This window comes from Ferrimicrobium sp., from assembly GCF_027364955.1.
GTDB lineage: Bacteria > Actinomycetota > Acidimicrobiia > Acidimicrobiales > Acidimicrobiaceae > Ferrimicrobium.
Map to the genome: position 1 here is coordinate 1 of NZ_DAHXOI010000003.1, position 21,732 is coordinate 21,732.

Annotated in this window: 15 protein-coding genes; 11 read left to right on the top strand and 4 right to left on the bottom strand. The window is 56.9% G+C overall.

Translation table 11 applies throughout. From position 1 onward, the window contains the following. Nucleotides 1-237 precede the first annotated feature (237 nt). Nucleotides 238-1,287 carry a ribosome small subunit-dependent GTPase A gene (rsgA, locus tag M7Q83_RS02845; protein ID WP_298335169.1) on the top strand — a complete coding sequence of 350 codons (1,050 nt, stop codon included), beginning with the start codon at nt 238-240 and terminating at the stop codon, nt 1,285-1,287. A gap of 1,318 nt (nt 1,288-2,605) precedes the next feature. Here rsgA and M7Q83_RS02850 read toward each other — a convergent pair. Next, nucleotides 2,606-2,812, bottom strand: coding sequence for a hypothetical protein (locus tag M7Q83_RS02850; protein WP_298335171.1), 207 nt, complete (start codon nt 2,810-2,812; stop codon nt 2,606-2,608). Between the two features lie 472 nt (nt 2,813-3,284). Between M7Q83_RS02850 and M7Q83_RS02855 the strand changes: the two genes are divergently transcribed. Together M7Q83_RS02855 and M7Q83_RS02860 are read left to right on the top strand one after the other, a co-directional pair. After that, on the top strand, nt 3,285-5,636 hold the full coding sequence (locus M7Q83_RS02855; RefSeq protein ID WP_298335173.1) for a choice-of-anchor Q domain-containing protein: 2,352 nt from the start codon (nt 3,285-3,287) through the stop codon (nt 5,634-5,636). Nucleotides 5,637-6,082: 446 nt separating this feature from the next. Continuing rightward, a complete protein-coding gene (locus tag M7Q83_RS02860; protein WP_298335175.1) occupies nt 6,083-8,452 on the top strand; it encodes a hypothetical protein in 2,370 nt (789 codons plus the stop codon). A gap of 658 nt (nt 8,453-9,110) precedes the next feature. On the opposite strand, the gene M7Q83_RS14185 is transcribed toward M7Q83_RS02860, so the two are convergent. Further along, a complete protein-coding gene (locus tag M7Q83_RS14185) occupies nt 9,111-9,374 on the bottom strand; it encodes a VOC family protein (protein ID WP_366526364.1) in 264 nt (87 codons plus the stop codon). Nucleotides 9,375-9,520: 146 nt separating this feature from the next. Between M7Q83_RS14185 and M7Q83_RS02865 the strand changes: the two genes are divergently transcribed. The 4 genes from M7Q83_RS02865 (at nt 9,521) to M7Q83_RS02880 (ending at nt 12,843) form a co-directional block, all read left to right on the top strand. Further along, the gene (locus M7Q83_RS02865; protein ID WP_298335177.1) at nt 9,521-10,135 is read left to right on the top strand and encodes a TIGR03086 family metal-binding protein; all 615 of its coding nucleotides are present in this window, start codon (nt 9,521-9,523) and stop codon (nt 10,133-10,135) included. 352 nt (nt 10,136-10,487) lie between these two features. Beyond that, nucleotides 10,488-10,880, top strand: coding sequence for a GntR family transcriptional regulator (locus tag M7Q83_RS02870; RefSeq protein WP_298335179.1), 393 nt, complete (start codon nt 10,488-10,490; stop codon nt 10,878-10,880). After that, a complete protein-coding gene (locus M7Q83_RS02875; RefSeq protein ID WP_298335181.1) occupies nt 10,877-11,767 on the top strand; it encodes an ABC transporter ATP-binding protein in 891 nt (296 codons plus the stop codon). Before M7Q83_RS02870 ends, M7Q83_RS02875 begins: the two co-directional genes overlap by 4 nt. Then, nucleotides 11,764-12,843, top strand: a complete 1,080-nt coding sequence (locus M7Q83_RS02880) for an ABC transporter permease subunit (RefSeq protein ID WP_298335182.1) — start codon at nt 11,764-11,766, stop codon at nt 12,841-12,843. The genes M7Q83_RS02875 and M7Q83_RS02880 overlap by 4 nt, the downstream gene beginning before the upstream one ends. Before the next feature lie 526 nt (nt 12,844-13,369). On the opposite strand, the gene M7Q83_RS02885 is transcribed toward M7Q83_RS02880, so the two are convergent. Then, complete coding sequence (locus M7Q83_RS02885) at nt 13,370-13,795, bottom strand: hypothetical protein (protein WP_298335184.1); 426 nt, start codon at nt 13,793-13,795, stop codon at nt 13,370-13,372. 366 nt (nt 13,796-14,161) lie between these two features. Here M7Q83_RS02885 and M7Q83_RS02890 point away from each other — a divergent pair, with 366 nt between their 5' ends. The 4 genes from M7Q83_RS02890 to M7Q83_RS02905 all read left to right on the top strand — a co-directional run bounded on the left by M7Q83_RS02890 (nt 14,162) and on the right by M7Q83_RS02905 (nt 19,291). After that, a complete protein-coding gene (locus M7Q83_RS02890; protein ID WP_298335186.1) occupies nt 14,162-16,834 on the top strand; it encodes a right-handed parallel beta-helix repeat-containing protein in 2,673 nt (890 codons plus the stop codon). A gap of 257 nt (nt 16,835-17,091) precedes the next feature. Then, nucleotides 17,092-17,418 (top strand): hypothetical protein, encoded by a 327-nt coding sequence (locus M7Q83_RS02895; protein ID WP_298335188.1) that lies wholly within the window; start codon nt 17,092-17,094, stop codon nt 17,416-17,418. 452 nt (nt 17,419-17,870) lie between these two features. Further along, nucleotides 17,871-18,302, top strand: a complete 432-nt coding sequence (locus M7Q83_RS02900) for a hypothetical protein (RefSeq protein ID WP_298335190.1) — start codon at nt 17,871-17,873, stop codon at nt 18,300-18,302. Next, complete coding sequence (locus M7Q83_RS02905) at nt 18,287-19,291, top strand: IS3 family transposase (RefSeq protein ID WP_298335515.1); 1,005 nt, start codon at nt 18,287-18,289, stop codon at nt 19,289-19,291. The genes M7Q83_RS02900 and M7Q83_RS02905 overlap by 16 nt, the downstream gene beginning before the upstream one ends. Before the next feature lie 331 nt (nt 19,292-19,622). Here M7Q83_RS02905 and M7Q83_RS02910 read toward each other — a convergent pair whose 3' ends face one another. Continuing rightward, complete coding sequence (locus M7Q83_RS02910; RefSeq protein ID WP_298335192.1) at nt 19,623-20,993, bottom strand: dihydrolipoyl dehydrogenase; 1,371 nt, start codon at nt 20,991-20,993, stop codon at nt 19,623-19,625. Between the last annotated feature and the right edge of the window lie 739 nt (nt 20,994-21,732).

The following is a 21,732-nucleotide window of genomic DNA, read 5'->3' on the forward strand; positions in this document are numbered from 1 at the left end:
GACACTTGACCGATTAGCGATACACTACAACCAGTCCCTCTCGCACCCTCCTAGGGGGTGGCATATTTCAGCGATAACAGGTGGCAAGTTTCAGCAAGAATGGGTGGCAAAGTTAGCGAGAATACACAGTCCGGAACCGAGCACCCACTCGCAGCCCTCGGGTGGTCCGATCGAGTCCTCGCGCTCTGGCACGAGGTCGCCGGTCACGATGATCTGCGGCCCGGGCGTGTCGTGCGCGTGGAACGCTCGGCCGCCGTGGTCGCCTGCGACGACGGGACGGACCACGTCGTCCAGCTCAGGCCCGGGCCCGGATCCAAACCTGGGGTCGGGTCGCCGCAGGGTGCTCTGCCGGGCGAGGCACTCCAAGGGCAGGGTGTCGCGGCCGGTGACTGGGTCGGCATATCGGGATCGTCGATCCGCGTGGTGCTGGATCGCTGGTCCGCTCTGACGCGCCGGGATCCTTCCGGGTCGGGAGTCCAGGTTCTCGCGGCGAACGTCGACCTGGTTCTCGTCACCACCCCGGCGGACCGCTCGAGCGCGGCGCGCGTGGAGCGCGAGTTGACCGCGGCCTGGGACGCGGGCGCACGCCCTGTTGTGGTGCTGACCAAGGTCGATCTCGAGGCCGCTTTGGAGGCCGGGGGCGACCTGGAAGGCGACGGAGCTGGAGGAGGTGGGGGCCGGCTGGTTGCAGAGCTCTCTTCCCGTCTCGTCGGAGCCGACGTGATCGGCACCAGCGCGCACTCAGGGGCCGGCATCGAGCAGGTGCGGGCGCTCCTGCGCCCGTGCCGAACCGCCGTGCTGCTCGGACCGTCGGGCGCGGGGAAGTCCACGTTCGCCAACGCGCTCTTGGGTAGCGACGTCCAGGCGACCGGGGTGGTGAGGGACGCCGACAGCCGCGGGCGCCACACGACGACGGCGCGCCAGCTCCTGTGCGTCCCGGGAGGCGGGGTCCTGATCGACACCCCGGGTTTGCGCAGTTTCGGGCTCGCGGGGCCCGCCGAGCTCGGGGACGTCTTTCCCGAGATCGACGAACTTGCCCGCGAGTGCAGGTTCTCGGACTGCGCGCACGAGAGTGAGCCGTCGTGCGCCGTGCTCGACGCCGTCGCACGGGGGACTATCGACGTCGCGAGGCTCACGAGCTACAAGAAGCTGCGACGGGAGGTCGAGGTGGAGCGCTGGCGAGTGGATCCTGTGGCTCGCCAGGCCCAGCGCCAGATGTTGAAGCAGCGGGGGCGGGAGGGACGTGCTCGCGGGCAGGAGAAGCGCCGCGGGCAGGACGCGCCGTAGTGTTGGTGGGATGAAGCGCGGGTGTCTGGGGATGACAGCTCGACTGCAGCGATGCGTGGCGCGGCAATGACGAGTGACGTTCGCGTCGTCGCGCTCGACCATGTCCAGCTTGCAGTAGGGTGGCGGGAGGGATCTTCCCCCTCCCCCTCCCGCTCCCGTCAAACCGGACGTGAACCTCTCGATTCATCCGGCTTCCTGCTCGCAGCTGCTCTGTGTTGGCTCATCCCCATTGCTAGGTTGGCTAGTTCATCACAGCCCGTTCGCCTGGGGCCATTGCTCGACTCTCATTACAAGAGCTTCATCACTACTGCACCCCAGTCCGCCCCAGTGTAACGCATCCGGTACTCTTACCTTCGGTTTATGGCCTCGGCGTACTCCCGTTCCCTCTGTCATGAGAGGGGCCACGCTACGACTGGTTCCCGTGTTCCGTACAAAAGCCCACACCACGTTCTTGCCCCCTTTACGCCGGACACCGCCTGGCCAAGAGCGAGATTATCTCGCCAGGCTCATCCCAGAGGAGGGCATCACCCCTGGTTCTGATGTCATCTTTACACCTGTCGACGCGTCATCGGAAGGTTCGCTTTCGCTCAACTCCGTAGTGCATACCTGACAGGGGTTTCCCTGCCTTTTCCTGCAACGCTCAAGACCCCTGCTCTTAACAGACGCCCCTTGCAGTGGTTTGGTACCCCTCCCTCGCAGAGTTGGCACCGGAGGGCCAGGGAGCATACCATCCGCTCCTTCCTCCATCTTCTGTACAGCATTGCTTCGTTGGTTACGACGTTCGCACGTCGTCACCTCCCTTCGCATTCACGGCACACATGCCCGCAGGGTGCGAACCGCAAGCCGAGGAGTTCTACTGCTATACCCAACGCCGCAAACTGCCCTGACCTGCTTGTTTCCAGGGAAGTCAGCGCCAGAAACCGGCGCGGCGCTAGAAAACTTGGGTAGGTTCAAGCCAGTGTCGAATCACAAAACGCCTCGTTGCCTTGTGGTCTTTATGAACTAGCGGACGTAGCACGCGTGACGTGATCTCTCTCGGATGGTACACCGCTAACTCATGTAAAAATGTGACGAACCCCCTTCGGTAAAAGTGCTGGCAGAGACGGGTTGCGTAGAATACATAACTGCGACCATCTGGCCGATCAGTAGTGACTGCACCGTGCTGCTGACACAACCCAGCTATTGCCCGTAGAATCTTCAGAGGCGCGAGTATGACCTCGAGATCGGACTTACCACAGCCGTCAGATTCGATTTAGGTCTGAGAAGTGGGTGATAGTGGGCTCCTCATCGGCTTCGTCCCCGTGGGTTGGGATTCGGTTCATCGTGAGCGCGGGCACAGTCGGCGACCGAGTCGCTCGGGGTTGACGATGGTGTCCAACCAGTACAGATACGAAAGGAAGGCAATGTCGCTGGGGATGTCGCCATCGTGGGCGAAGAGGAGTATCTGGTCTCGCCGCTGGTTCGCGTCCTGCTCTGGAGCGAAGCCGTGGTTGGCATTGCGCAGGAGCTGAAGGTAGAGGGCCACCGCCTCCGCGATCTGCCAATCACGGTCGTTGCCTTGCCAGTCGGGCAGTCGGACCGTCGAACCGGTAGTTCGAAAGTTAACCCCTCATACATAGTCATGGATTAGCATCAGTGCAGCTCAGAACGGGTATGTTGATCATACATTGTCATGAATGGGCAGGGTTAATCAGGATTTCGTGACACAAAATGTGACACGGATCAAGCCCTGCTGACGATGGTGTTTTGAGAACCCACGCCTCTCTCTTCAGGCTACCGGTTGCTTGAGTGAGAACTCCGAGAGACGGGAGAATCTTCACTCTGGGTGAGTGCATCACTTCATGGTGTGCTAGTTGACACCAAAGCGTCAAGAAATCTATTGGTGCACCTCACTTGCTGGTCTTTCCCCTGGTATCGTGGAGATCGGTGGACACTTGGTCCCCACTGTGTCGCAGGGTTGATCCTCATGATCTTGAGGGTAGGGAGTGAAGAAGACAATGACTACCTCTCGATCACGAGGGCGAAAGCTCTTTGGGTACTTGGGTCGTATTGGCGGAGGGCTTGGGTTAGCCCTTGGTCTGATGGTCGGGACTGTTACGGTTTCTCAGAGTGCCTTTGCTACCACTACGAGCACCCTGTATGCCGCGGTCACACCACAGGGAACCGGCAACTGTTCAACCACCACTGATGCTTGTTCTCTCAGTAACGCGATCAGTCAAGCTGCCTCTGGCGATACCATCGAACTCGTCACACCTGGGACTAGTGGGACCTATGGTGCCCAGATCATACCCGGCTCCTTGACCGTTACCATCGAAGCCGCGCCCGGAGTACTGGATCCAACGTTTGATGGGAATGGAACCTCAAGCATCACGGTAGATGGCTCTCTTACCCTCATTGGGGTGACGATCTCGGGCAACACCGTGAGCGCGAGCGGGACAGACGCGCCCTTAGGTGGGGGGATTGCCAACGGCGGCACTCTCACTATCAACGACTCGACGATCTCGGGCAATAGCGTGAGCGCGAGCGGGACAGGCGCGGTCGCCGAAGGCGGGGGGATTGCCAACGTCGGCACCCTCACCATCAACGACTCGACGATCTCGGGCAACACCGTGAGCGCGAGCGGGACAGCCGCGATCGCCGCAGGCGGGGGGATTGCGAACATCTTCACTGGCACTCTCACCATCAACGACTCGACGATCTCGGGCAATAGCGTGAGCGCGAGCGGGACAGGCGCGATCGCCGGAGGCGGGGGGATTGCGAACATCTCCGCTGGCACCCTCACCATCAACGACTCGACGATCTCGGGCAATAGCGTCAGCGGTCAAGGCGCGAGCGCCGGCGAGGGTGGGGGGATTGCCAACGTCGGCACCCTCACCATCAACGACTCGACGATCTCGGGCAATAGCGTGAGCGCGAGCGGGACAGCCGCGGTCGCCGAAGGCGGGGGGATTCTCAACGCTGGCACAGCCTACCTAGCCGCTGACCTACTTGCCACCCCGGGAGGAGCCCCAAGCGGCGGTGAATGTGCGGGAGGGGGTACCTTCACCGACGAAGGCTACAACGTCTCCGATGACTCAACCTGTGGGTTTAACACCTCCTCCACATCCACCAGTGTCAGTGACTCAAAGGATGCCGAAGACCTCACCTCCCTTGGTAATTACGGTGGAACCACCAAAACCATTCTCCCGACATTAGATAACCCTGCCATTGGTCTCATCCCAGCTGATAAGTCAGTCATGGTGGATGGTCAATCCGTGCAGTTGTGCCCCACCACCGATCAGAGAGGTTTCGAAATTCCTAACGGAGTGCGCTGTGATGCTGGATCCACCCAGGTTCTCACCCAGACGATCACCGGTTTTGAGGGTCCGTCACCTGCGGTCTATGGATCATCTGGGACCCTCGGGGCAAGTGGTGGAGGATCGGGTCAACCGCTCGTCTTCAGTGTCGCTTCTACAAGTGGCACCGGGGTGTGCAATGTTTCTGGTACGAATGGCTCCACGGTCACCTTTACGGGTGTCGGTAACTGCATCATCGACATCAACCAAGCGGGTGAGAATTATTATCTCCCAGCTCCTGAGGTCTCCGAGACACTGAACGTCACCCCAGCTACCCCAAGCACTCCAACGATCACCAACCTGCCAACTGGAGGAATCGTCGGGGGAGGCTTCACCGCTTCGGTGACCACCTCCGGAGACGGGACCACGTCAGTAACTGCTGGCCCAGCAAGTGTTTGTAGCGCTTCAGGCCTGGTAGTGAGCTACGTCGGAGCGGGCCAATGTCAGCTCATCGCTCATGTTTCACAAGGAGCTGGCTACACCAGCCTCAATGGAGAAACCCAGAGCATCAACATCTCCCAGGCAACCCAAACCATCAACTTCTCCTCAACCGCTCCTACCAATGCCCAAGTGAGACAGACCTATGCCCTAGCTGCGACGAGTAGTTCGGGGTTGGTAGTAAGCTTTGCCGTCTCCCCTTCGAGTGTCTGTAGTATCTCGAGCGGAGTGGTTTCCTTCACGGGAGCTGGTACCTGTATCGTAACCGCTAGTCAGGGAGGCAATAGCGAGTACGCCCCTGCGAGCACAACCCAGAGCGTGAATGTGGTCGCGGTTCCGGTTACGTCAACCTCCGCAACTACACCATCTTCAACCACACCATCGACCCCAGCTCCAAAGACCTCATCATCGACAACTAGTGCCCCAACCACCAAGCCTCAGTCGGTCACCATCAAGACCGGACCTCCCGTTGCACCCAGCACTACGAATCCTTTGGTCCCCATTGGTCTCGGACTCGGTGCCAGTGGGTTCCTTGGTCTCTTCGGTCTTAACCGAAAGAGGAGACGAGCGAGTTAGGGACTACGAGAGGCGGTTCAGATTCGAACCACTGATCCGAAGTTCGAATCTTAACCCCTCATATGTAGTCATGGATTAGCATCAGTGCAGCTCAGAACGGGTATGTTCATCATACGTTATCATGAATATGCAGGCTTAGTCACAATTTCGTGACACAAAACGTGACACGGATCAAGCCCTGTTGCCGATTGTGTTTTGAGAACCTACGCCTCTCTCTTCAGGCTACCGGTTGCTTGGGTGAGAACTCCAAGAGACGGGAGAATCGTCACTCTGGGTGGGCGCATGACGCGATGGTGTGTTACTTGACACCAAAGCGTCAAGAAACTTATTGGTGTAGCCCACTTGGTGGTCTTTTCCCTGGTAGCTTAGAGATCGGTGGACAATTGGTCCTCACTGTGTCGCAGGGTTGATCCTCATGATCTTGAGGGTAGGGAGTGAAGAAGACAATGACTACCTCTCGATCACGAGGGCGAAAGCTCTTTGGGTACTTGGGCCGTATTGGTGGAGGACTTGGGTTAGCCCTTGGCCTCATGGTTGGGACCGTTACGGTTTCACAACATGCCTTTGCTACCACCACGAGTACCTTGTATGCCTCTCTCACACAGGGAACCGGCAACTGTTCAACCATCACTGATGCTTGTTCTCTGAGCACTGCGATCAGTCAAGCTGCCTCTGGCGACACCATCGAACTCGTCACACCTGGGACTAGTGGGACCTATGGCGCCCAGACCATACGGAAATCTTTGACCGTTACCATCGAGGCCGCGCCCGGAGTTGTGGATCCCACGATTGATGGGCAGGGAATCTCAAGTATCACAGTTGATACCTCTGCAAAGCTTACCCTCATTGGGGTGACGATCTCGGGCAATAGCTGGACCGCGCAATCCGGCAAGAGTGCCGCCGGTGGGGGGATTTTCAACGGCGGCACCGTCACCATCTATGACTCGACGATCTCGGGCAATAGCGTGAACACGACCGGGGGAGGTGTGGTCGCCGACGGCGGGGGGATTTACAACTACGACGGCACCGTCACCATCAGTGACTCGACGATCTCGGGCAATAGCGTGAGCGCGAAATTCGGCGGGGATGCCGACGGTGGGGGGATTTACAACAACGACGGCACCGTCAACATCAGTGACTCGACGATCTCGGGCAATAGCGTGAGCGCGAAATCCGGCGGGGATGCCGACGGTGGGGGGATTTACAACAGCGACACACTCAGCCTCACCGCTGATCTACTCGCAAATCCCTCTGGCGCTTGTGCTCTTGGAAAGGTCCGCACCGATCAGTACGTGTTTACGAGCAACAGCTCATGCGATCCCAAGGGATCTACTGATTACCAATCACCGAGTGTTGGAACTGACCTTCGCAACATCAAGGTTAACGGTGTGCTCGAGATGGTGAAACCTATCGCTGATAACCCCGCCATCGGTGCCATCAAAACCTCGACGGGCCTCTGCCCCCCAGCCGATCAGCGTGGTTATGTTCCGGTCTCGGGTGCAAAAACTTGTGATGTAGGTGCCTATCAAACGAGTTATGTTGCCCCAGCAATCACGTTCTCACCACCCTCGACTGCGGTGGCCGGCACCTCTGATAGCCTCAGTGCGACTTCGACGTCTCCCCTTCCCGTCACGTTCTTAGTACGTGGGACTTCGGCAAGTGTGTGCTCGATCACGGGCACGACGGTGTCCTTTCACACCAACGGCACCTGTACGATCGAGGCGAGCCAAGCTGGAGGGATGGATCAGGGTTATCATTACGCTCCCGCGAGCTCAACCCAGAGCATCAGTGTTTCTGAAGCAACCCAGACGTTAACCCAAACCATCACCTTCTCCTCAACCGCTCCTACCAATGCCCAAGTGGGACAGACCTACACCCCGGTTGCAAAGAGTAGCTCGGGGTTGGCTGTAAGCTTTGGCGTCTCTCCTGGAAATGTCTGTAGCATCTCAGGCGGAGTAGTCTCCTTCACGGGAGCTGGTACATGTACCGTAACCGCTAGTCAGGGAGGCAATAGCGAGTATGGTCCCGCGAGCACAACCCAGAACATCAACGTCTCCCAGGCAACCCAAACCATCACCTTCTCCTCAACCGCTCCTACCAATGCCCAAGTGGGACAGACCTACACCCCGGTTGCAAGGAGTAGCTCGGGGTTGGCTGTAAGCTTTGGCGTCTCTCCTGGAAATGTCTGTAGCATCTCGAGCGGAGTAGTCTCCTTCACGGGAGCTGGTACCTGTACCGTAACCGCTAGTCAGGGAGGCAATAGCGAGTACGCTCCCGCGAGCACAACCCAGAACATCAACGTCTCCCAGGCAACCCAGACCATCACCTTCTCCTCAACCGCTCCTACCAATGCCCAAGTGGGACAGACCTACACTCCAGCTGCGACGAGTAGCTCGGGACTAGCTGTAAGCTTTGCTGTCTCCCCTGGAAATGTCTGTAGTATCTCGAGCGGAGTGGTCTCCTTCACGGGAGCTGGTACCTGTACCGTAACCGCTAGTCAGGGAGGCAGTGGCGAGTATGGTCCTGCGAGCACAACCCAGAGCGTGAATGTGGTCGCAGTTCCGGTTACGTCAACTACCTCAACCACGCCATCTTCCACAAAGCCATCTTCAACTACACCATCGACCCCAGCTCCGAAGACCTCATCATCGACAACCAGTGCCCCAACCACCAAGCCTCAGTCGGTCACGATCAAGACTGGACCTCCCGTTGCTCCCCGTACCACGACACCCTTGGTCCCCATTGGTGTCGGGCTCGGTGCCAGTGGAGTCCTTGGTATCTTCGGTCTTAACCGAAAGAGGAGACGAGCGAGTTAGGGGCTACGAGAGGTAGTTCAGATCCGAACCGCTGATCCGAAGTTCGAATCTTAACCCCTCATTTGTAGTCATGGATTATCATCAGTGCAGGTCAGAACGGGTATGTTCATCATACGTTATCATGAATAAGCAGGCTTAGTCACAATTTCGTGACACAAAACGTGACACGGTTCTCGCCGTTGTAACCTATAAACCGCTGGCGCATCCATGACTCTAGCTGGTCCACAGACTCGGATCCAGTCGCTACCCTGTGGCTGAGTCATGTTTGGGATGAACAGTTAGCCAAAGCTACCATTAGGCACCTGTCAACGAGATTGCGACCGACTCAATCTTCTTCAACTTCGAAGGAAGCACTATTCTTAATTGGAACTAGAGGCATCGTCGGAAACGCCGCAAGCCAAGCATCGAGGATCTATTCCCGATTTGCGTCCGAGCAGTCAGCTGCGCGACCGGCTGAATGGGTAAGCGGGTTTCAGTGTCTCATTTGGTGAGTAAGTTCATGCAGCCGCAAGCGTCGTACGGCCATCACCTTGCGGCACTTGATGGGCACCCCTTCATGGGTCATCCGGATGGGATATTGGGGCGGCCCGTCCAACCTCTGATAAAGCTGGCGGTCCCAGCCGGTCAGCGCAGTCTGGATGACTGCAGCGGCAGGGCTTCAGTAGTACTGGACCAAGCAAAACTCGTGGCCTTCGGGATCGGCCATCACGACGACGTCTAAATGAATACGGACCTTGCCCCTCTTCGGCTCGGGTACAGGCTGGAACACCAGACGCGGCGGGGGGTCGCCCCGCTCCCCCAAGTACACCCAGCCGCTTTGAGAAGGCCTAGGTTGACGTTGGAGCAGGGCACTCCAAAACTTCGCCACCCGCCCCTCGGGGTCAAGACAGTCGATGGTCACGCCGGACCAGATGTTCGGCACTGACGTTCAGCCTATGACGAGAACTCGCCCGGGCCCGCCCCGCCCCTAACGACGGCAGCCCCCAGGTATCGCCAATCGCCGGCCGAAGGTCACTTATCGGGTAGTCTGACTTGGGCAAGTACGGTCTTGCACCGTGGAGGGATCCTGTGGCTGATCGTGACCGCCGAAGCTCGTTGGTCGATTCGTATGAGAACGCTGCAGTGATCATCTCGGCGATAAATGCTGAGCAACTCGGCCATCCGACGCCGTGCCCCGAATACGACGTGGCCAGACTGATCGACCACCTCGTCGACGCCGGCTACCGGGCAGCTGCTCTCGGTCGGGGACAGACACCACCATCGGGAGACGAGTCGCCTCACATCGAGCTCAGCGACGCTCCGGGCCAGATGCGGCGCGCCGCCAAAGAGGCGACAAAGGCATGGGCCGACGACTCTGCCATGTCATCCAAGTTCACCATGCCCTGGGGCGAGGAGTACAGCGGGGCGACCCTGGTGGACATGTACCTGGCCGAGTTAGCCGCACACACATGGGATCTAGCCCGAGCGACCGGACAGCTCGACAGGTTGGATCCTTCCCTCGCCCGGCCGGCACTCGGCGGTGCGCAAGCCATGATCAAACCCCACTACCGCAACATGGTCGCGCCAGGGGCTCCCTTCGGGTCGGAAGTGGCGCCACCTCCCGACGCCGACGATTGGGAGCGCCTTGCTGCCTTCATGGGTCGCGACCCCCGAGCACAGCTCGACAAGGATCCGTCCACTTGATCGACGGATCCCGTAACGCCGGTAGTTGGGGCCAGGTAGCTTCAAGGCTACGCCCACTATCGCAAGGCGTTCGTGTCCCGTATCGTGAGTAGTTGCAGAACGACCCTACATGTGTTTAAGGTGAGCCCTGCTCTTGCTCTCATTGGAATCAGTGTACATGGATCGGGAGCGCCGACTTCGAAGGCACTCTCGGCGTCACGAAGCGATGCGTTTTGCGGTCGTGAACTCGTCGAACGAGTCACACGAGAACTGCGCAGAGATATTCCTTGGTTAAATTACAGCCCTGCATTGACAGATGCGCGCCGCTAGTGCTATAGTTACCTACGTTACTAGATAACCATGGAGATGTACTGTGATAGAGTTCCACCTCGATAAACGCTCGGCCGTCCCACCATACCAACAAGTCGTTCAACAGGTTCGCCATGCTCTGCGACTCGGTCTGCTAGAAGTCGGTGACCAACTACCTACCCTGAAAGAAGTCGTCGCGAGTCTCGCGATCAATCCAAACACGGTGCTCAAGGCCTATAAGGAGCTAGAAAACCTTGGACTCGTTGCCGCCCGGCCTGGGATTGGTGTGTTCGTGACAAAGACACTCGGCGAGGAGTCCCTCGTTGCTCTCGGTCCACTACGTCAGAGTCTCCAACGGTGGATGATCGAGGCTCGGCAGGCAGGTCTTGACGACGAAAGCATCGATGCGCTCTACCAGGAGTGCCTTCGCTCTCTCTCCGCGAGGGACGTAGCGTGACTGCTGTCTTGGAGGCACGGGACCTCGGCAAGCGATACGGCAACAAGTGCGCGCTCTCGGAGTGCACGGTGGACATCCCTGCTGGCAAAGTTGTAGGTCTTGTTGGTCCGAACGGCGCTGGCAAGAGTACGCTGCTTCAGTTGTGTGTCGGTCTCTTGCAGCCGGACTCTGGATCCATTAGCGTCCTCGGTGGTCGCCCTGGAACAACACCTGAGCAACTCTCGCGCGTGGGATTCGTCGCCCAGGACACCCCGACTTACGCCGGACTGTCGATCCGAGATCACCTCCGACTCGGCGCATGGATGAACCGTAACTGGGACTTGATCCTTGCTCAAGAGCGAATCGAAGCACTGGGACTTGACCCTCGGCAAAGAGTGGGCAGGCTCTCAGGGGGCCAGCGTGCACAACTCGCTCTCACTCTTGCCGTCGCCAAGCGCCCAGAGCTGCTTGTGCTCGACGAACCCGTCGCAAATCTTGATCCTCTCGCGCGGCGCGAGTTCCTCCAAGGACTGATGGAGGTCGTCGCTGACAACGGGACAAGTGTCATTCTCTCCTCACACCTCGTGGCCGATTTGGAGCGAGTCTGTGACTACCTTGTTGTGCTCGTTGACTCGCGTGTTCAAGTTGCGGGAGATATTGACGAACTGTTGAACACCCATTTTCGACTGACGGGTCCTCGTCATGACAGCGACAAGTTGCCCCAAGACCAGCGACTCATCAGCGAGAGTCACACCGACAAGCAGAGCACTCTGGTCGTGCGGACCAGCGAGCCTGTTCTTGATCCGTCATGGTCGGTTGAACAGCTAGACCTTGAAGACCTTGTGCTCACCTACATGGCCCATGCGAGTGCACAACGCCGTCGACCGAAGCTCGAGGTCCGCTCGTGATCCGGGTAGCGCTCCGTCAATTTCGCACCGAAGGGATTGTCGGCGCGGTACTGCTGGTCTTGTTTGCGATCGTGCTTGCTATCACGGGTCCTCACCTCGTGCACGTCTATGACGCCTTTGAGAAATCTTGTAGAGCTGCCAGAGACTGTGCCACGACTCCGAACCCGGTCATTGGTGTCGATAGCTCGCTACAGAGTGCATTACCACTCATCGTGACCGCTGTACCGGCGCTTCTCGGCATCTTCTTTGGTGCGCCACTCATTGCTCGAGAACTTGAGACCGGGACTTATCGACTCGCTTGGACCCAGAGCATAACGCGAAAGCATTGGCTCATAACAAAGCTCGGGATTGTCGGCGTGGCTTCCATGGTGTTTGCCGGACTGCTCACATGGATGACCAACTGGTGGGCGAGCCCGGTCAATGCCGTGACCCAAAATCGATTTGGCGTTGCCAACTTTGGCACCAACGGCATCGTGCCGATCGGATACGCGGCATTCGCCTTCGCACTCGGGGTAACGGCGGGTGTGCTTTTGCGAAGGACGGTACCGGCAATGGCAGTAACGGTCGCGGGGTTCATAGCGGCACGCCTCGCCGTTACCTTCTGGATTCGTCCCTACCTCGCATCGCCCGTACACAAATCCTTCCATCTTGATGCCGGGTCCGGTCCTGGCTTTGCCTTAGGCACCTCTCAAGGAACTCTTAACTTCAATGCTGTTATCCACAACGGTGTCACACCAAAGGTGGGTGCGGTCGTTCTCACGCCTCCCCAGGTAACGATCCCGAACGCGTGGGTTTACTCAACGTCGGTCGCAGATAAGGCGGGGCATGCCCCATCGAGCCAGTACCTCTTTAAAGCCTGCCCCGTGCTCAAACAGCTGTCAAACCCAGGAACAGCTACCCCTACCCGGCTTCAGGACTGCCTCAACAAGCTCTCTTTGACCTTCCACGCTGTTGCCGCCTACCAGCCGGCGAGTCGATTCTGGCCGTTCCAGTGGGCCGAAATGGGGATCTACCTTGTGGCTGCGGTAGCACTATGCGGAGTCACCTACTGGTGGCTGCGACGTAAGTACGCGTGATTGAGAGTTCTCTGTGGCAGCACTTGGTTGACGCACGCTAACCCTGTATTCGCACTTCAGAGTGCTATGGTGCTCGAAGGGTAGTGTAGGGTTTACATCGCTCAGGGTCAGAAAATGTCGGTCAAAATGTCGGTCAGATCCCGTGGAACTTAGGGTCGTTGCGGCGACGGGCGAGGCCCTGTGACCTTCGAAAACTTCCCAGAGGTTTGGTACTCCTCTCCCTTCGTGAAGCGTACCCCTTCTCTCAACCACTGCGCGAACCACTTCCCATCGACTACATGGGTCGCAAAGGCAATCATGGCGGCCTCGGCCCCGTCACCGCTTGGGGGATCTCGGTCAAACTACCTGCCTCGTAGCGCAACAGACATGAAACTTGCCATTCGGGCTCTCGCGAACCAAGTTGGTGTCAACTTGAATCCGCCCATAGAACCCAAGTAACGCGTGGAAACCTATGGTTCACAATACACAGCGAATCGATTTCGGCCCAACGTTGGCACACTCCCGTGGGGCCACTTGCATCTTCGGTTTAGTCAATGCCTACCAGACGAGACTGACAACCCTGGCATCGCAATGCCACACAACCGTCGTTTCGATGGTTAGCCGGGATATTTGTCCAGTTCAGAGTGGGCGGAATAGGAGAGATGGCTCGCAACTGGACGAGCAACCCGTCGACTAGTTTGCGGGCGTGCTTTAGACGGCGAATCGCAGCCTTGATGGCGACTTGGACTCGCGTCTCCTGGTTGAGTGTCTTCGCGTCCAAATCGTAAGGAGCGTCTTGCTCATAACCCGATTCCACAAACACGGTGGTGAACGCATTATGCGACAGGCAACTTCCTCCGACGAAAGATTTGCCCATTGCGGTGCCGATTTCATCACTGACGGGATACTGTGACACCGAACCAGTGTATCGCAGGAGACGTGGTTCGAATCTTAACCTCTCATATGTAGTCATGCGTTAGCATCAGTGCAGGTCAGAGAGGGTGAGTTTATCATAGGTTGTCATGAATATGCATGGTTACTCATAATTTCGTGACACAAAACGTGACACGGATCGAGCCGTGTTGACGATTGTGTTTTGAGAACCTACGCCTCGCTCTTCAGGCTAACGGGTAGGTGGAGAAGAACCCTCAGAGACGGGAGAATCTTCACTCTGGGTGGGCGCATGACATGATGGTGTGCTAGTTGACAGCAAAGCGTCAAGAAATCTGTCGGTGGGACTCACTTGGTGGTCTTTTCCCTGGTAGCGTAGGGATAGTTGGTCCGCACTGTGTCGCAGGGATGATCCTCATGATCTTGAGGGTAGGGAGTGAAGAAGACAATGACTACCTCTCGATCACGAGGGCGAAAGCTCTTTAGGTACTTGGGTCGTATTGGTGGAGGACTTGGGTTAGCCCTTGGCCTCATGGTTGGGACCGTTACGGTTTCTCAAAGTGCCTTTGCTACTACGAGTACCTTGTATGCTGCGCTCACACCACAGGGAACGGGGAACTGTTCAGCAACCACTGATGCTTGTTCCCTCAGTACCGCGATCAACAAAGCTGCCTCTGGCGATACCATCGAACTCGTCACACCTGGGACTAGTGGCACCTATGGTGCCCAGACCATACGGAAATCCTTGACCGTTACCATCGAGGCCGCGCCGGGTGTAGCGGATCCAACGATTGATGGGCAGGGAACTTCAAGCATCAAAGTTCATGGTTCTGCCAACCTTACCCTCATTGGGGTGACGATCTCGGGCAATAGCGTGACAGTGAGCGCACTAGGAGGAACTGCCGACGGTGGGGGGATTCTCAACGCTGGCACCCTCACTATCGACGACTCAACGATCTCGGGCAATACGGCGAGCTTGACGGGCGGAGGAGGATACGCCTACGGTGGGGGGATTTACAACTCCGGGAACGTTACTATCGATGACTCAACAATCTCGAGCAATACCGCGAGTGTGAGCGAAGGATACGCCTACGGTGGGGGGATTTACAACTCCGGGAACGTTACTATCCATGACTCAACGATCTCGGGCAATAAAGCGACAGCTAGCGATTTGTACGCCTACGGTGGGGGGATTTACAACAAGTCCGGGACCGTTACTATCCATGACTCAACGATCTCGGGTAATACGGCGACAGTGAGCGCACTAGGAGGCACCGCAGGAGAAGTCTTCGGTGGGGGGATTTACAACAAGTCCGGGACTGTTGCTATCGACGACTCAACGATCTCGGGTAATACGGCGACAGTGAGCGGACTAGGAGGCGCCGCAGGTGGGGGGATTTACAACAACTCTGGGACCGTTACTATCGATGACTCAACGATCTCGAGCAATAGCGCGAGTGAGCTAGGTGGGGGGATTTACAACAACTCTGGGACCGTTACTATCGATGACTCAACGATCTCGAGCAATGCGGCGACAGCGAGCGAAGGATTCCCCGGTGGTGGGGGGATTTACAACAACTCTGGGACCGTTACTATCGATGACTCAACGATCTCGAACAACACTGCCACAACGAGCGGACAAGGAATCGCCCAGGGTGGGGGGATTTACAACAACTCTGGGACCGTTACTATCGATGACTCAACGATCTCGGGCAATACGGCGAGTGCGAGCGAAGGAGTCGCTCTAGGTGCGGAGATATACAACTCCGATACCCTTGACCTCACCGGGGATCTCATCGCAACTCCGAACAACCCAGGAGGTGCCTGCTCCCTAGGAACTGACGTGGCTGAGTATTATATAGTGACCGGTAACAACTCCTGTGATTCACGGGCCTCTAGTACTGTACTTTCTGCGAGTGCCGGCAGTGACCTGGAAGACGTTGGGTTACTAATTGAACCCACTGCTAACAGTCCAGCTATCGGAGCCATACCGGTGTCGACGCACCTGTGTCCTCCATCTGATCAGCGTGGCTATGTTATGGACTCTGGTGCTGCTAGTTGTGATGCTGGTTCCTTTCAGGCAAGCTATGTTCAGCCCACAATCACGTTCTCGTTGTCCTCGTCAGCGCTAGTAGGTGGTACTGCTGACACCTCGGCTACTTCAACCTCTCCTGTTCCGGTAACCTTTTCTATCACTCAGGGTTCAATAAGTGTATGCTCCATCACTGGCACTACGGTATCTTTCAATGGGGCTGGCACCTGTACCGTCACGGCTAGTGACCGAGGGGGGATGCATCAGGATTACTACTACGCCCCTGCTCCTTCCGTGACTCAGAGCATCAGTGTTTCTCAAGCAACCCAGACGTTAACCCAAACCATCACCTTCTCCTCTACCGCTCCTACCAATGCCCAAGTGGGACAGACCTACACCCCAGCTGCGACGAGTAGTTCGGGCCTAACTGTAAGCTTTGCCGTCTCCCCAGCGAGTGTCTGTAGCATCTCAAGCGGAGTAGTCTCCTTCACGGGAGCTGGTACCTGCAGTGTGACCGCTAGTCAGGGAGGCAATAGCAAGTACGCCCCTGCTCCTTCCGTGACTCAGAGCATCAGTGTTTCTCAAGCAACCCAGACGTTAACCCAAACCATCACCTTCTCCTCTACCGCTCCTACCAATGCCCAAGTGGGACAGACCTACACCCCAGCTGCGGCGAGTAGTTCGGGGTTGGTAGTAAGCTTTGCCGTCTCCCCAGCGAGTGTCTGTAGCATCTCAAGCGGAGTGGTCTCCTTCACGGGAGTTGGCACCTGTACCGTAACCGCTAGTCAGGGAGGCAATAGCAAGTACGCCCCTGCGAGCACCACCCAGAGCGTGAACGTAGTCGCGGTTCCGGTTACGTCAACCTCCTCAACTACACCATCTTCAACCACATCATCGACCCCAGCTCCAAAGACCTCATCATCGACAACTAGTACTCCAACCACCAAGCCTCAGTCGGTCACCATCAAGACGGGACCTCCTTCTGCACCCAGTACGACGACTCCTTTGGTCCCTATTGGTCTTGGACTCGGTGCCAGTGGAGTCCTAGGCCTCTTTGGTCTCAACCGAAAGAGGAGACGGGCGAGTTAGGGGCCACGAGAGGTAGTTCAGATCCGAAGTTCGAATCCTAACCCATCATACATACTCATGCGTTAGCATCAGTGCAGGTCAAAGAGGGTGTGTTCATCATACGTTGTCATGAATATGCAGGCTTAGTCACGATTTCGTGACACAAAATGTGACACGGATTGTGCCGTTGGGACCCATGAAACACTGGTGTGTCCATGACTCTAGTTGGTCCGTTGGGGTTGGTCGCAAGTGCGATTGTCCTCTGAAATACGCAGTAGATGGGGGCGGTAGTCGATTCCTTGGGTGCGGACAGCCTGACCATCGACGAGGCGGGCCTGAGTTCGCTGTCTCCCCTTGGCCATCACCACATCGGCATGTTGGTCCGCTATTCGTTTAACGTACCCGAATCCGTAGCGCAGGAGCGCCTGCGACTGCTCGCTGACGCGACCCACGCGCCGGCAACTCTTACTGCCTTTTTCGTTCCGTTACTACCCGAACCCCAAAAACTGCAAGCCTTGACCGGATCTAGGGGTACAACCGGAGACGTCGTCAGTCGAGCATCGACTACTTGTCGCTCATTTGCGCTCGAACACGCCGCTACGTAACAGCCTGCATAGGTAAGCGAGGTCCAGTGTCCCATTTGGTGAGCAAGTCCAGAATCTTCTGTCCATGACATCGGTGAAATGTCCATTGCTGGTATTGTCGCCGACTCCAGGGCCTTTCGTTTCATTTTGGCATCAGCCCGGGCATAGATCTCGGTGGGGCCAGATTGGTCAAGCGTTTCCAGAGCCGGGTGGCTTGTTCTCATTGTGAGGCGTTATGGTGAGTAATGCACGTCAGAGAGCATCGATGGACAGGGATAATAGGTTACAACTCACCATAACCCCCAGCTCCACATAATTGCCATTATGTGGAGCTCTACATAAAGGTAAGAGTTACCTTGCGTGTGCACTGGCCTTTGCCGGGATTCGATCGGGTCATAGCCCTAGGTCTCAGTATCAGTGTGTGCGCGGCTAAAAAAATAAATCAATGAGGGCGAGAAGGCAGAGATGTTGGCATGGCTACCTACGATGAAACGGTGCAAGACAAGACAACCCAAGAGGTGACGGTCCCACCCAAGGCAACAAGACGGGTACTCTCCCCGAGCTACAAGGCGAGGATTTTGAAGGAGTACGATGCTTGTCCTCAGGGAGGAAAGGGTGAGCTGTTGCGACGAGAGGGACTCTTCTCGTCCCAGATTACCGAATGGCGTCGGGTGATTGACCAACAGAGTGCAGAGGCGCTCTCTAGAAAGCGTGGACCAAAGGCCAATCCCTTGCGAGCTCGGGTCAGAGAGCTCGAACACGAGAATGAGAGACTTCGTTCTGAGCTGGAGAAGTCTCGGAGGGTCATTGAAGTTCAGGGAAAATTATCGGTGCTTCTAGAAGAGCTCTCACGGGGAAGCGCCGAGGATCAAAGAGAGCAAACGCAGCCATTGTCGAGGGAGTAGGAGAACTGACGGAGATCATCGGTCTCGTCGCTGCCTGTGAGTGTCTTGGGATCGCCCGCTCAAGCTATTACTACCTGGTCGATCCCCCGGTCAGGGAACCAAAGCCGAAGAGGCCCAGTCCCAGGCGGCTAAGCGATGCCGAACGAGAACACATCTTGGAGGTCTGTCACTCGGAGCGCTTCTGTGATGTATCGGTCAGAGAGATCTATGCCACCCTCCTTGATGAGGGGATCTATCTCGCCTCAGTACCCACGATCTATCGGATCCTGGCAGAGGCTGGTGAAACACGAGAGAGGAGGCGACAGGCAACCCATCCCGCCAGGGTAAAACCTGAGCTCTTAGCCACGGGACCAGGGCAAGTATGGTCGTGGGACATCAGCAAACTCAAAGGTCCAACCAAGGGGATCTACTACCAGCTCTACGTGATCATAGACATCTACTCGAGATCGATCGTAGGCTGGAGAATCGAGGATCATGAGAGTAGCGATCTAGCACAAGAGCTCATGGGTGAGGCAATTGCAAGAGAGGAAGTCGATCCCAACCAGTTGACGATCCATGCTGATAATGGAGCCTCTATGGCCTCTCATAGCGTCGCAGAGTTCCTCGCCAACCTCGGGGTACAAAAGAGTCACTCTCGTCCCCATACCTCCAATGACAACCCCTTCTCCGAAGCCCAGTTCAAGACGCTCAAGTACCGAGGAGACTTCCCGGAGCGCTTTGGGAGCCTTGAGGAGGCGAGGAGTTTCTTCCAACGCTTCTTCACCTGGTACCAGTACGAACATCACCACGCAGGCCTTGGACTTATGACGCCCGCTGACGTCCATGAGGGCTACGCAGAGGTGATCACCGAACGAAGAGCCGAGGTCTTACGTGACGCCTATGAAGTCCACCCTGAGCGCTTTGTGAGAAAGATCCCAACCCCACCCACCCTCAACAACGAGGTCTGGATCAACCGACCAAGTGAAGAGGAGATGAAAGAGGGTCCTTAGGCGGCCGGAAGTTAACGTTTTGAATACTAAACTGATGAGTACCTCGTACATTTTTTGTAGAGACCTTCCGTTGAGGCAGAGCATGTCGGTGTCTTTGATCGCCAGGCAATCGTTCCTCGTTCCTCGTGATCAGCAAACTACTCGCGAAAGGAATCAATGCTCAGATGGTCGGGGAATCCTCACTGTAATCGCTCACGGTGGTTGAATGTCACACAGACCCAGCGCCTCGTCCATACATCAGCACCCCACCGATGGCTCTACGCACCACCACATTGTCGAATCCATAGTCGCCAAGGGCCTTCCGAGCCGTGCGAAGGCCTCAAATAACAGCTCAGACCAGAGTACGGGCCGCCCTGGAGATCGCCTCATGGGCCAACGGATGTTGATCAGCAACCGAGGCCACGTCTGCGATAGTCGCCCCTAGCGCGATCGCTGTCGCTAGTTCACCGATGAGCTGGCCTGCCTCTTTTCCTACCACCCAGGCCCCGAGCAGGCGACCTGAACGGGCTTCCCCAAAGAGTCGTACCTCACCATAGGGCTCATTCAAGATCTGCGTGCGTGCCTCATGATCGAAGGGTGCCGCCACCTCTACTGTTTCGATGCCTCTGGTGGCTAGGTCGGCTCGAGTCGACCCTACCCAGGCTGCCTCCGGGAAGGTAAAGATCGTAGCAGGTATCGTCTGGGGATCGACACGATCTACCGTTCGACCCGCCAGGATATTGTGGGCGACGGCTAACGATTCACGCGTGGCAGCGTGGAAAAGCATCTGGGTTCCAGTGATATCCCCTGCCGCAAAGATTGATCGCTCCTTCGTCGTCCCTCCAGGTCCAACAACGAGCCGACCCCGTTCGTCGAGAAGGCCAAGGGCTTCGGCACCGAGTGGGAGCACTGGATGTCGCCCTGTGGCCAATAAAACCAGGTCTGCTTCAAAGAGCAAAGACTTTCCGAGCTTGGAGTATTTCACACGATGACGGTCGTCGATCTCCGTCACTTCGGCGCCAAGCTCGACACCAATTCCCTGCGCTAGTCCCTCGGCAACCAGCTTTGCGAAGCCGGGGTCCATACCTGGCAGCAGCTGATTGGCAACCTCGAACACCGTGACATCGACACCGAGGGCATGCCACATCGTCGCCACCTCCAACCCGATGTATCCGCCTCCAATGACAGCGAGCTTGGCAGGCAACTCGGTGACAGTTGGTGAGACTGCGAACAAATCTCTACTCGTGACGCAGTGCTCGATTCCCGTGATCGGTGGTATCGAGATATCCGACCCAGAAGCGAGGAGAATGTACTTTGCGGTCACCGTCCTGACCTCAGACTTAGTCTCGAATGCCACGGTATGGGGGTCTAGGAGAGTGGCAATGCCATCAATCAGGCGGATGCGATCTCCGAGACTGGCGAGCTCTTGATCATGTTGCTGATAACGCACTTGCTGCACCGAATCCTTGAATGCAACCATTGACCGATAATCAGGCGGAGCCTCTGTCCGAAAATATGGCATCCTACGGACGCCACGATATAACTCAGCTCCTTCACGAATTGCCTTTGAAGGGACACAGCCCTCAGCCAGGCAGTTACCGCTCATCACTCCCTTTGGATCAAGCATGAGAACCCGCTGGCCAGTACGTGCGAGTTGAAAGGCAGCGGGATAAGCACCGCCGCCAGCTCCAATGGTGATGAGATCGTATTCATAATCGTTCACAGCAACTGACTCCAATCCGATAGCTCTACCACTGAAGCTAGACGGCGACGGTCGTGCTGCAGATGGCGACACATTCATTAGGGACCTTTGGCTAACAGAAAGGGAAACTGGACCAATCAGCGTGCAACCTTGTCTCGGGCAACCCACACGCGCTGATACGGAGCGATAATGAGACGTTGGCATGTCGTCCACCGCTCGGGCATCACCCAGGTTCAAACCCTGCTTGCCCTTTTTGGAGAAGAGCGGCACTAGATCGAGGATTCTCCACAAGATCGAAACCCCCGAGGTTGCGCGAAACCGTGGTCCAGGGTATGAGAATAGCTACACAGTGTTAAGAGGGCACCCATTTCGCTGACCCCATAGTCACTTTGGGGGCTCCGTTGCGTTTTCCTGCAAGTCCATAGGGTTGACACATGCCTTCCAGTGTTCACAAAGTGTTCGAGCTTGCCATTGGAAGATCCGTTGAAGCCTTTTGGCAAGGATGGTGAGGTACCCTCGGTCGCAAATCTAGGGGGCCGTCCATGCTCTTGAGCAACTGCAAGGTAGGCGCGCGATAACACGATCGAACCGACAGTCATTTGCAATCTGGTGTCTTCCCTGACGCTACCGGAAATGCCCCGTTGCTTGTGCGCGCCTCTACTTGCATTCAGAACTAAAGGCGTGTCAACAATTCGGTGGAGTGAAGATACGTTGGCAAGTCACGCCACCTACAGTGCGCCCCCGAATTCTAACGGGACTT

Excerpts from the sequence above, each read along its gene's own strand:
- M7Q83_RS02885 (WP_298335184.1), bottom strand. The coding sequence starts at position 13,795 with ATGACTACATATGAGAGGTTAAGATTCGAACCACGTCTCCTGCGATAC.
- M7Q83_RS02895 (WP_298335188.1), top strand. The coding sequence starts at position 17,092 with ATGGGGGCGGTAGTCGATTCCTTGGGTGCGGACAGCCTGACCATCGAC.
- M7Q83_RS02890 (WP_298335186.1), top strand. The coding sequence starts at position 14,162 with ATGACTACCTCTCGATCACGAGGGCGAAAGCTCTTTAGGTACTTGGGT.
- M7Q83_RS02900 (WP_298335190.1), top strand. The coding sequence starts at position 17,871 with ATGGCTACCTACGATGAAACGGTGCAAGACAAGACAACCCAAGAGGTG.
- M7Q83_RS02860 (WP_298335175.1), top strand. The coding sequence starts at position 6,083 with ATGACTACCTCTCGATCACGAGGGCGAAAGCTCTTTGGGTACTTGGGC.
- M7Q83_RS02855 (WP_298335173.1), top strand. The coding sequence starts at position 3,285 with ATGACTACCTCTCGATCACGAGGGCGAAAGCTCTTTGGGTACTTGGGT.